13 protein-coding genes are annotated in these 14768 nt (G+C 35.9%); 8 read left to right on the top strand and 5 right to left on the bottom strand.

Annotation, left to right across the window (positions count from 1 at the left end; all coding sequences use genetic code 11):
- Nucleotides 1-145: 145 nt before the first annotated feature.
- Both ACFOOI_RS03570 and purN read left to right on the top strand, forming a co-directional pair.
- Nucleotides 146-991 carry a geranylgeranylglycerol-phosphate geranylgeranyltransferase gene (locus tag ACFOOI_RS03570; RefSeq protein WP_379835148.1) on the top strand — a complete coding sequence of 282 codons (846 nt, stop codon included), beginning with the start codon at nt 146-148 and terminating at the stop codon, nt 989-991.
- Between the two features lie 17 nt (nt 992-1008).
- The gene (purN, locus tag ACFOOI_RS03575; protein ID WP_379835150.1) at nt 1009-1578 is read left to right on the top strand and encodes a phosphoribosylglycinamide formyltransferase; all 570 of its coding nucleotides are present in this window, start codon (nt 1009-1011) and stop codon (nt 1576-1578) included.
- A 4-nt stretch (nt 1579-1582) separates the two neighbouring features.
- Here purN and ACFOOI_RS03580 read toward each other — a convergent pair whose 3' ends face one another.
- The 4 genes from ACFOOI_RS03580 to leuS form a co-directional block, all read right to left on the bottom strand.
- Nucleotides 1583-1987 (bottom strand): DoxX family protein, encoded by a 405-nt coding sequence (locus tag ACFOOI_RS03580; RefSeq protein ID WP_379835153.1) that lies wholly within the window; start codon nt 1985-1987, stop codon nt 1583-1585.
- A gap of 11 nt (nt 1988-1998) precedes the next feature.
- On the bottom strand, nt 1999-2232 hold the full coding sequence (locus ACFOOI_RS03585; protein ID WP_379835155.1) for a DUF4834 domain-containing protein: 234 nt from the start codon (nt 2230-2232) through the stop codon (nt 1999-2001).
- Between the two features lie 90 nt (nt 2233-2322).
- The gene (locus ACFOOI_RS03590) at nt 2323-3549 is read right to left on the bottom strand and encodes a TlpA family protein disulfide reductase (protein WP_379835157.1); all 1227 of its coding nucleotides are present in this window, start codon (nt 3547-3549) and stop codon (nt 2323-2325) included.
- A 109-nt stretch (nt 3550-3658) separates the two neighbouring features.
- Nucleotides 3659-6472, bottom strand: coding sequence for a leucine--tRNA ligase (gene leuS / locus ACFOOI_RS03595; protein ID WP_379840171.1), 2814 nt, complete (start codon nt 6470-6472; stop codon nt 3659-3661).
- Between the two features lie 176 nt (nt 6473-6648).
- On the opposite strand from leuS, the gene ACFOOI_RS03600 reads away from it, so the two are divergent.
- From ACFOOI_RS03600 to mptB, 6 genes are all read left to right on the top strand, one after another.
- Nucleotides 6649-7251 carry a DUF6134 family protein gene (locus tag ACFOOI_RS03600; RefSeq protein WP_379835160.1) on the top strand — a complete coding sequence of 201 codons (603 nt, stop codon included), beginning with the start codon at nt 6649-6651 and terminating at the stop codon, nt 7249-7251.
- Nucleotides 7252-7389: 138 nt separating this feature from the next.
- Nucleotides 7390-8664: an NAD(P)/FAD-dependent oxidoreductase gene (locus ACFOOI_RS03605; protein ID WP_379835162.1), complete on the top strand. Its 1275-nt coding sequence runs from the start codon at nt 7390-7392 to the stop codon at nt 8662-8664.
- 4 nt (nt 8665-8668) lie between these two features.
- Nucleotides 8669-10150, top strand: a complete 1482-nt coding sequence (locus ACFOOI_RS03610; protein ID WP_379835164.1) for a 4Fe-4S binding protein — start codon at nt 8669-8671, stop codon at nt 10148-10150.
- Between the two features lie 157 nt (nt 10151-10307).
- Nucleotides 10308-11000, top strand: coding sequence for a glycosyltransferase family 2 protein (locus ACFOOI_RS03615; protein ID WP_379835166.1), 693 nt, complete (start codon nt 10308-10310; stop codon nt 10998-11000).
- On the top strand, nt 11001-12461 hold the full coding sequence (locus ACFOOI_RS03620) for a cellulose synthase family protein (RefSeq protein WP_379835169.1): 1461 nt from the start codon (nt 11001-11003) through the stop codon (nt 12459-12461).
- On the top strand, nt 12454-13788 hold the full coding sequence (gene mptB, locus ACFOOI_RS03625) for a polyprenol phosphomannose-dependent alpha 1,6 mannosyltransferase MptB (protein WP_379835171.1): 1335 nt from the start codon (nt 12454-12456) through the stop codon (nt 13786-13788). Before ACFOOI_RS03620 ends, mptB begins: the two co-directional genes overlap by 8 nt.
- Here mptB and ACFOOI_RS03630 read toward each other — a convergent pair.
- On the bottom strand, nt 13740-14747 hold the full coding sequence (locus ACFOOI_RS03630; protein ID WP_379835174.1) for a glycosyltransferase: 1008 nt from the start codon (nt 14745-14747) through the stop codon (nt 13740-13742). The two genes, mptB and ACFOOI_RS03630, sit on opposite strands and share 49 nt — an antisense overlap.
- Nucleotides 14748-14768 lie beyond the last annotated feature (21 nt).

Genomic DNA, 14768 nt, shown 5'->3' on the forward strand with positions numbered 1-14768 from the left:
TACCCACTGTTATTCTAATTACCAAAAAAGGATTGTTAATCGTATTAGGTTTTGCAATAATCCTACCTAAAATGAGATTTATCAAACAAAATGTTGAATCCGAAAAGTAATATTGATAATTATTGATAATTTTGAATAATAAACTGTGACGCACATTAAAGCATTTTTTGATTTTATTAGGTGGAAAAACCTGCTGATTATTGCTCTTACTCAATTTGTGGTAAGACTTTTTTTGGTAGGTTGTGATTCCTATTTGACCTGCCTTTTAGATTTCAGGTTTAATATATTGGTTCTTTCTACTTTGCTAATAGCTGCCGCCGGATACGTCATTAATGATTATTTTGACGTAAAAATAGATTTGATAAATAAGCCTAATGAAGTTTATATAGGTAGATTCATCAAAAGAAGATATGCATTACTTTTGCATCAAACATTAAGTGTGATAGGCGTAATCCTTGCAGGAATATTGGGATACAAAACCTTTCTGATAGCAGTTTTCGCAGTAACTTTGTTGTGGTTTTATGCTTCTATATTTAAGAAAAAGCCTTTTTATGGAAACCTGATAGTGGCGGGTTTAACTGGATTATCACTGAGTGAAACAGCAATCTTATTTCCAGACCAATCTCAAGTAATTCATATTTATTCTTTGTTCGCGTTTTTTATTAATTTAATTAGAGAAATAATTAAAGACATAGAAGACATAAAAGGTGACAAAATGTACGGTGCCACCACGCTGCCTATTGTTTGGGGTATTAGAAAAACCAAGAAGTTGTTATTTGCATTAATTGGTGCTTTTTGTGTTTTGGTTTGTGTGTTGAGCTATCCTTTGCACAACAAAACACTTTGGTTCATATTTTCGCTATTAGGAGTAGTATTAATATATATCACAATTTTACTGGTTTCAGCAGACAGAAAAAGTCATTTCTCTAGGATAAGCAAGTGGTGTAAATGGTTGATGGTAATGGGAGTAGCAAGTATGATGGTACTCTGATAATAATAAATTTTTAGATGAAAAAGATTGCAATATTTGCTTCGGGTTCTGGTTCAAATGCCGAAAATATCGTGGAATATTTAAGAGGAAATGACGAAGCAGAAGTTAGTTTATTTTTGACCAATAATCCTACAGCTGGCGTTATCGAAAGAGGCCGAAGGCTACACATACCGATTGTAATCTTTGATAAATATCTTTTTACAAAGACGGACAAAATTCTAGAGATACTGCAAAATAACAATATCGACTGGGTTATTTTGGCAGGTTTCCTTTGGTTGATACCCGAAAACCTTACGAATGCTTTTGAAAACAAAATGATCAATATTCATCCTGCTTTATTGCCGAAATATGGCGGTAAAGGCATGTGGGGGCATCATGTGCATGAAGCGGTGGTTGCCAACAAAGAAACCGAAAGTGGTATTACTATTCACTACGTAAATGCAAACTATGACGAAGGGGAAATTATTTTTCAAGGAAAATGTGAAGTGCTCCCGAACGATTCTGCAGATGATGTTGCGGCTAAAATTCATGATTTAGAATACAAACATTTCCCAAATGTGATTTTGGAACAAATTAGAAAAAGCTAAATCACTATTTGTTAAATACACGGAAATCCATAGAAAGTCTACCGGGTCCTGTAACAAAAATCGCCAAATAAATACTTAAAAATAAAAGTGCATGCTCTTTGTCAGAAAGTGCATCTGCACCATGCACCACAAATGCTGCCACACACATTACAAACATCAACACAAGCAAGGCTGGGCGGGTTAGGAAACCAACCATAACTAGTAGCGAACAAACCACTTCGGCAAAAATGGTGGCGGTTAGCGAAAAGCCTTCACCAAGCCCAATTGGGTCTGCAAATGACCAATCTCCAGAAAATACTTTAGAAAGCTTTTGGAAGCCATGCAAAAGCATGAAAAAGGAAGGAAATACTCTTAAAATTAGAACAGCCGCATCGATAGAATACGGAATATTGAATTTTGATTTTACCATTAATTTGAAGCTTATTTTACTTCTTCGAAGTCAATATACTGACCACCAGAACTAGACGTTCCTTTGTTTTTATTCGGAATGTGATCCACTTTTATTTCACCTTCCGGTTTGAGAGAGTTTGTGTAACTCTCGTATTTTTTCTTTTCGTTAACTATTTGCCTTCCTACAACTAACCAAAAGAGAAATCTTCTTAGAGGAGCAACAAAAATTAATAATATTAGTATTAAAAAAATATATTTAAACATTCGATTTCGATTTTTTCTAATAAAACTATTTAGCTGAATATTTGATTCAAATTTAGTTAAAAAATCAACAAAGCTTGCTGTTTTTTTTCTCTATTTAGCTAACTCTAGCAGCTCCGAAAGTGTTTCAGGATTACTTGGTCGTTTAGCATCGGGTTTTACTACTGCTCCGTCTTTGTTGATAATCATATAACGGGGTATTCCGGTTATTTTAAACTTTTGCACGATTTGAGAACCCCAGCCTCCAGACGAAAAACCATGCTCAAAACCATCTAAATTTAGGTTTTGTATCGCATTTTTCCAGTTTTCCTCTTTGTCGTCAATTGAAATATAGAGAAAAACTATATTCTTTTTTTCCTTTTCGCTTAAGCTTTCGTACATTTTTTTGGAATAAGGAAATTCTGCTCTACAGGGTCCACACCAGCTAGCCCATATATCCAAATAAACTACTTTTCCTTTATATTTACTTAGGTCAAAAGACTTTCCTTCTCTGTCTAAAAACGTAATATCTATGCCGGACGATTTTGCTTTTTTTGTAGCTTCTTCTTTGGCTTTTTCTTCAAGGTTATGTTCTTTTTCTACTATTTTTGTAATGAAGTCGCCTTTGAAGTTTTGCTGAATTTTCTCTGAGTTTATTTGACTTAAAATATAACGTGCCGCACTCGAACTTATTCTGTTGCTGTTTTCTTGAAGAATATTTGCCAAAACATAATCAAGGCTTTGTTTTTGAAGATTTTGTACGGCATAGTCAGATTTGTCAACTGCAGACTGCACCATATCCGCATATTTTACAAACTTATTTTTCTCAGAATTTTGATAAATAACCCAAAAGTTAAGGAGATCTCGATAGCTTTTAACAGCTAAAAGTTCATCTCCTTTGGGCAAATCAAAACTTTTGGTCATTACTTTTGGCAACGATACCACCGTTTTGAGTTTTTGGTCGGCGTTACTTCTTAAAACCGGATATGCATAAAGCAAATGCCAATAATTAAACATCACCTCAGCTTCCAATCTTTTCAAAACTTCAGGTTCAAAATCTTTTTGTTTTTGTTTTAGGTAGTTTAGAGCCTCATTTCTTTTGTCAAAAAGATCCATTTCCCATTCATCTACATTTACATTTAGCAAAGCAGTGTATTGAGCCTTATTGTCAAACATCTTTCCAAACTTCTGTTCAAACGCCTTAAGTTCTTTATCATTGGCTTTAAAAACAACCTGATTTACTGTCAAATCTTTAAAGAATACATCTGAGCTATCGGGTGATAAAAAGCTTTGAGAGAAGCTATTTGAAGCAATAAAAAGAAGAAAGAAGATTTTTCGCATAATGATGTAGTTTCAATAAGATTAACAAAAATTGTTCCTTATTTAGTATACAGTTTTAAATTTTAATTTGAAATAAAAAAGGAGGTCTATTACAACCTCCTTTTCAATATTAAATAACCACGTTAACTATTCTTTTAGGAACCACTATGATTTTCTTAAGTGGCTTACCTTCCATCCATCTGATCACTTGCTCGTTTGCTAATACAGCTTTTTCTATTTCTTCTTTTGACGTATCAGCCGCAAAGTTCAAATTCAATCTTACTTTTCCGTTTACTTGAATCGGATATTCGAATGAATCTTCTACCAAAAATGAAGGATTCCAAACCGGGAAGCTAGCATGAGTTAAACTACCAGGAGTTTCACCTATGTGTGCCCAAAGCTCTTCGGTGATATGCGGTGCATACGGAGCCATGATGATTAGTAAATCTTTCAAAATTGCCTTATTGTGACATTTTTGGTCGGTTAATTCATTTACACAAATCATAAACGAACTCACAGAAGTATTAAATGAGAAGTTTTCAACGTCCTCTTCTACCTTTTTTATGGTCTTGTGAAGCGTTTTTAATTCGTCTTTTGTTGGCTCGCCATCCTTAAATATTGCTACACCATTTTGATCAAAAAACAACCTCCAAAGCTTTCTTAAGAATCTATACGTTCCTTCTATTCCTCGAGTATCCCACGGTTTACTTTCGGTCAATGGCCCCAAAAACATCTCATAAAGTCTCAATGTATCTGCACCGTACTTCTCTACCAAAGTATCTGGATTTACCACATTGTATTTCGACTTTGACATTTTTTCTACTTCTGATCCGCAAATGTATTTTCCATCCTCTAGTATAAACTGTGGGTCGGTTCCGATGTCGTTTCTTGTAGTTTTAAATTTTTCAACATCTAAAACATCATTGTCTACTATATTGACATCTACGTGTAATTTTACAACTTCGTATTGGTCTTTTAATCCGTGTGAAATAAAAGTAGGAGTAGGGGCGTCTTTTAGTCTATAAACAAAACTAGAACGGCCCATAATCATTCCTTGGTTGATGAGTTTTTTAGCGAACTCTTCTTTTTTTACGTAGCCAAGGTCTTTCAGTACTTTGTTCCAAAATCTTGAGTATAACAAGTGGCCCGTAGCGTGTTCAGTTCCACCTAAATACAAATCGATATCTTCCCAATAGTCCAAAGCTTCTTTAGATGCAAATTCAGTGTCGTTTTTAGCATCCATATAGCGATACCAATACCAGCTACTTCCGGCCCAACCTGGCATTGTGCTCATTTCTAAGGGATATGATTCCGTAGAGCCTTCAGGCGTGTAATTCCAGTTTTGAGCCCTTCCTAGTGGTGGTTCGCCAGTTTCGGTAGGTTGATATTTATCTATCTCGGGTAAAACCAAAGGCAAATCTTTCACAGCTACTAAATATGGTTTGGCTTTGCCAGCTTCGTTGTTTTTAAAATAAACAGGAACAGGCTCACCCCAATAACGCTGACGAGCAAAAACTGCATCACGCAAACGGTAGTTGATTTTCCCTTTTCCTATACCATTGGCTTCCATGTGGGCTACTAATTTCTCAGTAGCTTCTTGGTAAGTCATGCCGTTTATCATGCCCGAATTGATGTATTTACCTTCTTTGGTAGCATCAGCTTGGGTGTCGATGTCTATTTGTGCATCTAGAATTGGAATAATTGGCAAACCAAATTTTGTGGCAAAACCCCAGTCTCTTTGGTCGCCCGAAGGTACACCCATAACCGCACCTGTGCCGTATCCAGCCAAAACATAGTCGGCAATCCAAATCGGAACACGTTCGCCAGAGAACGGATTGATGCAATAGCTCCCTGTAAATGCCCCTGAAACAGTTTTAACGTCTGACATACGATCTAATTCTGACCTTTTCTGAGTTTCAAGAATATAATTTTCGATTTCAGATTTTTGTGTTTCTGTGGTAAGTTCTTTTACCCACTCGTGCTCGGGTGCCAAAACCATGAAACTTACCCCATAAATCGTATCTATTCGGGTAGTGAAAACTTCAATTTTTTTATCGAAATTTTCAACTTGATATTTTACCGAAGCACCGTTTGAGCGGCCAATCCAGTTTCTTTGTTGGTCTTTCAAAGATTCAGACCAATCAATCGTATCTAGGCCATTTATCAATCTGTCTGCATATGCTGTAATACGCATCATCCATTGATTCATTTTTTTCTGAATAACCGGATAACCACCTCTTTCCGAGACGCCGTCTTTAACTTCATCGTTTGACAAAACCATGCCTAATTCGGGGCAAAAGTTCACTACAGATTCTGACACATATGCCAACCTATAATCTAACGAAAGTTCGTATTTTTTATCCTCCGAAAATGCATTCCATTCTTCTGCAGAAAATACAGGTAGGTCGTCGTGACAAACTGCTTTTGCTGCTGCTGAGCCACCTTTGCTAAATAAAGCATAAAGCGTTTCTACAGATTCAGCTTTGTCAGTTTCTTTGTTATACCAGCTATCAAAAAGCTGCATAAAAATCCACTGCGTCCATTTATAATAGTCAGCCTCAGAGGTTCTGATTTCTCTTGACCAATCATATGCAAAGCCAATATTTTTTAATTGAGCTATGTAGGTATTAATGTTACTTTCGGTGGTTATGGCAGGGTGTTGACCCGTTTGAATGGCGTATTGCTCGGCTGGTAAACCAAATGAGTCAAATCCCATGGGATGTAGCACATTAAATCCTTTCAGGGACTTGTACCTTCCATAAATATCAGAAGCTATATAACCCAATGGATGCCCTACATGAAGACCTGCCCCAGAAGGATATGGAAACATATCCAATACGTAAAACTTAGGTTTCGATTTATCTATTTCTACTTTGAAGGTATTGTTTTCTTCCCAATACGCTTGCCATTTTTTCTCTATTTCTCGGTGTCTATATTCCGCCATTTCTTTTTCTAAAGTATTCAAAAATTTCCGCAAAATTACGACTTAAAAACTGAATGCCCTAATTTGGAGATTTTCAATTAAATAATATTTTTAATAATTAAATGAAAACCTGAAAAATTCGAACAAATGGAAAGTAGATTTGAAACTTTATTAGGAAGAAAGACGTATTTTAGGCTATGAAAAATAGAATATGCGTATTGTTTTTTATGCTTTTGGCTGCAAATTTTGCAAAAGGTCAAAATATCGAAGTATTAAATTATAACATTGAAATAGCAGGAATAAAAGTAGGTACTGCCAAAGCCAAGTCAAGCTTAGGGGCAAATGGTGAGCATATTTATCATTTGGTGAGCAATGTCGATATCGATTTTATTATATTCAAATTGAGGCTCAACTATGACGTAAAGAGTGTTTTTGACAAAAAATACATGCAAAGTTCAAATGTTTTAGCTAAATCAAACAAGGGTACTTTTTACACCAAAACACATCAGTCTGGTCAAGGCTACAAAATAGACAGTGAACAAAAAGATGGAAAGGTAAACAAGTACTTGGATGGATTGGCCGAAAGTTCTTCTTCAAGCTTATATTTTCATGAACCGATTGGCATTCACCAGGTATACGCTGAATATTATGGTGATTTTATAAAAATAAAAAGAATTAGAGAAGGAGTTTATGAAGGTGAACTCGGTAAAAATAAAGACGTTTACTACTATCAAAATCACAAATTAGTGAAAGTGGTAAAGAAAAACCCGATTAAGGATTTTGTCTTCATTTTAAATTGATTTTGATAAAATTGGAAACAAAAATGGATAAATAGTGATAGATTGTTTGTTTTTGAAGGCTAACCGACATTTGCTTGTTTATTATTCTATTTAATTTGTAATTCAAAACCACGAGAGATTCCTTAAAAATTAAGATATATGCAAAAACACGTATTAATAATCGGAAACGGAATAGCCGGAATAACCACTGCTATAAATCTAAGAAAACTCGATTCTGATACACTAATTACGGTTGTTTCTGAAGAAACCGAATACTTTTTTTCGCGGACGGCCTTGATGTATGTTTTTATGGGTCACATGAAATTTGAACATACCCAACCTTACGAAAATCACTTTTGGAAAGAAAACAAGATAGAACTCCTAAAGGCAACAGTTAAGTCAGTTTTGCCTAATGAAAATGCGGTAGTTTTTGAATCAAACGAAAAACTAAAATATGATCAATTGGTGATTGCCACAGGCTCTAAACCCAATAAGTTTGGTTGGCCGGGTCAAGACCTAGCAGGAGTATCGGGTTTATATCACAAAAAGGATTTAGAATATGTAAATGATCTTGCACCCAAAATAAAGAAAGCTGTAATAGTTGGTGGTGGTTTAATCGGTATAGAATTGGCCGAAATGCTTCATTCTAAAGGGAAAGAAGTAGTTTTTCTGGTTAGAGAAAGTAGTTTCTGGAATAATGTTTTATCCGAAAACGAGGCTGAAATTATAAATAAACAGATTCTTGATCACGGCATAGACCTTAGGTTATCGGCAGAGTTAGACGAAATCATAGGGCAAAGCAAGGAGGTAGCCCAAGTAAAAACCAAGTCAGGTGAACTAATAGATTGCCAATACGTGGGACTTACGGTAGGGGTTTCGCCAAACATTGAGTTTTTGAAAGATTCAGGTATTGAAACCAAACGCGGCGTAATGGTAAACAGAATGCTCCAAACTAATTTTGAGAACATCTACGCCATCGGCGACTGTGCAGAACAAAAAGAAGCCTTACCAAACAGAAGACCGATAGAGGCTGTATGGTATACAGGTAAAATAATGGGGGAGGCATTGGCTAAAACTTTAAATGGCAAACCAACCGAATATGCACCCGGACATTGGTTTAATTCTGCCAAGTTTTTTGATATCGAGTATCAAGTTTATGGCGATATGCCAGCAGTGACACCAGAGGGTCAAACCGAGTTTTTCTGGAAAAACAAAGAGAATAATAAATCGATTCGAATACTATTTGAAACCGAAAACCGAAAATTTATCGGAATCAATACCTTGGGTATACGCCTCCGACATGCTTTTTTTAATGAAGTCTTAGATAATGAGCAAACAGTAGATTATGTTCTTGATAATCTAACCAAAGCGAATTTTGACCCTGAGTTTTATAAGCGTTACGAAAAAGAAATACAATCAGCCTTTAACAAGTAAAAATATGCAAACACTCATCAACAATATTAACATCAAACAAATAGGTCGAACCTTTGGATTATTGGGACTTGGCATATTGGTTTTATCTTTATTTAACCTAGTTTCGGGAGCTGCATGGCTATATTCAGCCTTGTTTTTAATGTTTTCAGGAATCGTTTTATTCAGCATTGGCAAATACGAAAACACGCTTCCCGGCATCAAAAATAACGAAGTTTGGTTTGCCAGCCTTACCTCAAAAGGTACGTTTGCGTATATTTTAGGAGCTATTATTACCGCGTTTTATGTGGTCATATATTGGTTTCCCCAATACTTAGGTTTACATGCCGAAGGCAATACTGGCATAGTTGCGTTTTTTGATCCCTTGAGTGTTTTACTTAATGGACATCAAGCTTCGCAATGGTTTGTGTATGGTACTTTATATACTATTTCTATTTTGGGTTTTGGGGTAAAATTCATTTTAAAATATCGCCATAATGCCTATCAGATAGTGCGAACACTGTCGGTTATGTTTTTTCAGTTGGCGTTTGCTTTTCTTATTCCTGAAATTTTGGCTAAGCTAAATCCGAGTTTAGAATACTTTGCCAAAGACATGAAAAACATATGGCCACTCAACTATTACTTTTTCGAAGATTGGCATCTAAAAGCCATGCTTAGCGGCGGAAACCTGGGCATGTTTATGTTGGTTTTGGGCATCGGTATGATCTTTATCATTTCCCCTATTCTTACTTATTTTTATGGCAAAAGGTGGTATTGTTCGTGGGTGTGTGGCTGTGGTGGTTTAGCCGAAACGGCAGGAGATTCATTTAGGCAGCTTTCAGACAAAAGCACTAAAGCATGGAAAATAGAAAGATGGTTAATTCACTCCGTATTGGTTTTTATTTTTATTACTACTGTGGCAGTGATTTACTCATTTTTAATTAATGAAGGTAAAAATGATTTAGTTTCAGGACAAAATTTCATAATTGGCATTTTGGTATTCATTGCGGTTTTGGTGGGAGTTATAAGCAAGTTTTTTAAACATAAACTAGCCAAAGATGCCCAAAAAGGCATGTATATCTCTGCAGGTGTTATATTTTTAGTTTTAGGTGTAAACCTTGCTATTGGAAATCAAAACATAATGCTTTTAGACAGCTATAGCTTACGATCTTGGTATGGTTTTTTTATAGGTGCGGCCTTTAGCGGTGTTGTTGGCGTAGGTTTTTATCCATTAATGGGCAGTAGAGTTTGGTGTAGATTTGGCTGTCCGATGGCCGCAGTTTTGGGAATCCAGCAGAAGTTATTTTCGAGATTTAGAATCACCACAAATGGCTCACAGTGTATTTCATGTGGAAACTGCTCTACCTATTGCGAAATGGGAATAGACGTACGAGCATACGCCCAAAAAGGCGAAGATATTTTACGTGCTTCGTGTGTGGGCTGTGGTGTTTGTTCGGCGGTTTGTCCAAGAGGAGTTTTGAAGTTAGAAAACGGCAAAGTTGAGTTATAACAAGGAGCTTTTGGCTAGAAAAGTAATAAGTGAATTTTGGATAAATTTTCCATTTTTTACTTGAAAATAAATAAAAAGAGAAATTTTAGTTTGGTAAACTCCTCAGCATTTGAAATTAGCCAAATAGAAAAGTAACTTTGTATTCAGATAATATTTTATGCAAGAAAAAATACGGGTTATTATACCCGCATATAACGAAGAGGAGTCCATAGGTAAGGTAATAGCTGAGATTCCAAGTTTCGTAACTGAGATAATAGTAGTTAGCAATAACTCAAGCGACAATACCGAAAATGTAGCCAAAGCCGCAGGAGCAACTGTGCTCAGAGAAGGGCAAAAAGGGTACGGTTTTGCATGCCTTTTGGGCTTAGATTATATTTCGAAATTAACGGACAAAACTGATATCGTGGCGTTTTTGGATGGTGATTATTCAGACTACCCCGAAGAGTTAAGTCTGATAGTGGCACCCATCATCCATGACAACGTAGACTTGGTAATTGGAGCCCGTGTGGCGGCTTTACGATCAGCGGCCTCAATGACACCGCAGCAGGTATTTGGCAACTGGCTTGCCACTTCGCTCATGAAGGTGTTTTTTGGAGCCACATTTACTGACTTAGGGCCATTTAGGGCTATGCGATATGAAAAGCTTTTGGCATTAAACATGGAAGATAAGACCTACGGATGGACTGTAGAGATGCAGCTAAAAGCATTGAAACAAAAAATGAAATATGTTGAAATTCCGGTGAGATACCGCAAAAGAATCGGGATTTCAAAGGTTTCGGGCACTATAAAGGGCACCATTATGGCAGGTTTTAAAATTCTCTCTTGGATATTTAAATACAGTTTAAAGTAAATGGTCGGAGTGTTTGCCAAAATTATTATTTCGCTTTATTTTATTACTGTCATATTAATTTTAGGGTATACAGTAAGTCAGTTTCTTTTGTTTTTGAGTTATTATTTCAAGAAAAGAAAAACTTTCACTTTTGATGCTCAATACCTTCCTTTTGTAACGATTCAGTTACCGATTTATAACGAAAAGTATGTAGTAGAAGACTTGCTCCGAAATATAGTTGAGATAGATTATCCTTCTGAAAAACTGGAGATTCAGGTATTGGATGATTCCACTGACGACAGCTTGGCACTCACCGAAAAGTTAATTATGGAACTCCGTGCTACTGGAATTGACATAAAACATATTCATAGGTCAAAGAGGGTTCATTTTAAAGCAGGTGCACTTCGAGAAGGTTTAAATACTGCTAAAGGAGAATTTATTGCGATTTTTGATGCAGATTTTTTACCTCAAAAAGACTGGTTGTTAAAAACTGTCGGATATTTTATAAATCCAAAAATTGGCGTAGTGCAAGCCCGCTGGCAGCACACCAATCGTTATTTTTCTATTCTCACACGGGTGCAAGCCATGGCTTTGGATCATCATTTTTCTATTGAGCAGCAAGGTCGAAATACACAAAATGATTTTATAAATTTTAACGGCACAGCCGGTATTTGGAGAAAAGAATGTATCCTCGATGCAGGTAATTGGGAAGGGGACACCCTAACCGAAGACTTGGATTTAAGCTACAGAGCCCAAATCAAAAAGTGGCAATTTGTGTATCTCGAAGACCTAGAAACCCCTTCAGAATTGCCTGTGGCCATGAGTGCTATACGTTCGCAGCAGTTTAGGTGGAACAAAGGCGGTGCCGAAAATCTAGTTAAGAATTTACCCAAAGTACTGAAGGCCAAAGATTTAAACTTAAAAACTAAAGTGCAGGCAGTAGCCCATTTGTTAAACAGTTCGGTGTTTCTTTGGGTGTTTTTGTTGACTTTGCTTTCTGTGCCTTTGAGTTATGCGGCACAATTAGAACCGAAGTTTTCTCAGATTTTGGTGGTGGGTACTTTGTTAAAGCTCAATATTGTGTTATTAGGTTTGGTGTTTTATTTGACATATAGAAAATTTCAAAGCAATAAATGGCGTCACATTCCTAACTTCATAGGGCAGTTTCTGGTATTTTTTCCTGTGATACTAAGTTTGAGTTTTCATAACAGCATGGCCGTTTTAGAAGCCTATTTTGGTATCAAATCTGACTTTGTACGAACACCCAAGTTTAATCTAAAAAGTAATCAGAGTCAATGGAAGTCCAACCAATATTTGAATAAAAAAATAGGACTAAATGTGCTCATAGAGTTATTTTTGGCAATATTCTTTGCATTTGGAGTCTTTTTAGATTTCAAAATGGAAAACTATATGCTTATGCCTTTTCATGGAATATTGGTTGTGGGCTACCTATATATCGTTATCAAATCAATAAATGATTAAGTCAGAAAAATATGCGATTTATATTGCTGGAATTACTTCCGCATGTGCATATTTTATGTTGGCTCACTTTATAGAACGTACCACATTTTTCTCCCTTTTAGCGTACTTTTCAATATGCTTTGCAGGATATTATTTTTTAAGAAATATCTCATTTAAAGTAGCTCTTACATTTGGAATAGCTTTTCGAATATTGTTTTTTGTAGCCATCCCGGCCTTGTCGCAAGATTTTTATAGGTTCATTTGGGACGGCAGATTATTGGCTCTGGGCGGAAATCCTTTTTTAGATACTCCCAATCAGATTTTGAGTCAAACCCACATATATGATGCTCATTTTTTAGTCGCCAAAATGGGCGATTTAAGTGCTAATAATTTCAGCAACTATCCGCCTCTGAATCAAGCTATTTTCGGTATAACAGCATGGTTGTCAAGGGATAGTTTATTGCTAAATGTAATTCTTTTTAGAATAATCATCATATTGGCTGACGTAGGTAATTTCTTTTTTTTAAGAAAAATATTAAGCTATTTAAAAAAGCCAACACACTTCGCAAACCTTTATTTCTTAAACCCCTTAGTTATTGTAGAACTAACAGGAAATCTTCATTTCGAAGGGGTTATGATGTTTTTCTTTGCTTTAGCACTTTATCTTTTAATCTGTAAAAAATATTATTCTCTTTCAGCCTTGATGATGGCATGTAGCATCTTAATAAAGCTTTTACCACTATTACTTTTGCCTTTTATTTTAAGAAAAATAGGCTTTAAAGCATCCATTAAATATTACAGCCTTTGTATTTTAATTTCCATACTAAGTTTTGCCTTTTTTTATGATCCTTTACTCATTCAACATTACACAAAAACGGTAGGGTTGTGGTTTGGTAAATTTGAGTTTAATGCGAGTATCTATTATCTATTTAGAGAAGTAGGATTCTGGATAACAGGCTATAACATTATAGGAATATTGGGGAAACTTTTGCCGGTTTCGGTTTTGGCTTTTATGGGATATTTAAGTTTAAAGAAAGGCGAGACCCAAAACCCGCAGTTTATCACTTACATGTTGATTAGCCTTTCTGCCTACTTTTTTGTGAGTACCACAGTACACCCTTGGTACTTGATAACTTTACTTTTTTTGAATGTATTTGTAAATTTTAGATACATTTGGATTTGGTCCTACACGGTAATCTTGAGCTATTTTGCGTACAGCAATCCCGACTTTAAGGAGAGCCCTTGGCTGCTATTTATAGAGTATTTGCCTGTGTATTATTTATTCATTCAAGCAATACCTCAATATTCTCTCCCTTTCCAAACTACCTTCTTTTTAAAGAAAAAATAAATCAATTGTAAAAACCAAAAAACGGGCAGGTAAACCATGAAAATCGGCAGAAATTTCAAGTAACCTTTTAAGTTTAACCTTTTCTCAATACTAACAATCATGAAAAAATAGAGCATGAAATTGATAGCAAAATATACAAAGAAAAAAACTGGGTTTAGAAAATAGAGCCCAACATAAACTGGCAAGGTAATAGCTTGGAATATTCCCGCAAACATAGGGGCTGATTTGCTCTCAAAAGCACCTTGAATCCATCTTTTTCGCTGTTCAAAATAGTGGTCTGGTGGTAATGTATAGGCCACTACTTCGGACGTGAAAATTTGCCTGAAATCGTAGCCTTTCTCCACTATTTTGTGATAAAGTGTGTAATCTTCCACAATACTGAAACCTATTTTGTCATAACCACCGACCGCCTCGTAGGCTTCTTTGAGCACCGCCATGTTGTTTCCCATTCCGGTAGTAGGCCATTTTTTGTCGGAAAAATATTTATTTGTTCGTATCACTAAAAGCCACTCAATGGCCTGCATTGCAGCCATCATCGAGTCAGTTCGCATGCCCGTCACCCCAACTAATACGCCTACTTTGGGTATTTTTGTAGGATTTGAAATTCTCATTAACTGACTTTCGTTTAGTATTCCTTCAATCCAAGTTGGTGGAACTTCTATGTCAGCGTCTGTAAAAAATAGGTACTCGCCTTTGGCAAAATGAGCAAGTTTGGCCAAAACTCTAGTTTTCCCTTTTAAAGTTTCCCCCTCTTTTTTTTCTTCAAAATCAAATACCTCAACCCAAGGTTTGTCTTTTGCATAATTTTGCATGATGGCTAAGGTGCCATCTTCGGAGTTGTCATTTCCTAAAAGAATCTGGAGGTTTTCTTTGAGATAATTGAGCATAGAAAGCCCATCTAAGCACCTTTGAAGCACCTTTTCCTCATTGCGGGCGGGAAGCAAAATCGAGATTTTCATTATATACCTTTAAACTAAAAC

The sequence above is a fragment of the Lacihabitans lacunae genome, assembly GCF_042649125.1.
Classification (GTDB): domain Bacteria; phylum Bacteroidota; class Bacteroidia; order Cytophagales; family Spirosomataceae; genus Leadbetterella; species Leadbetterella lacunae.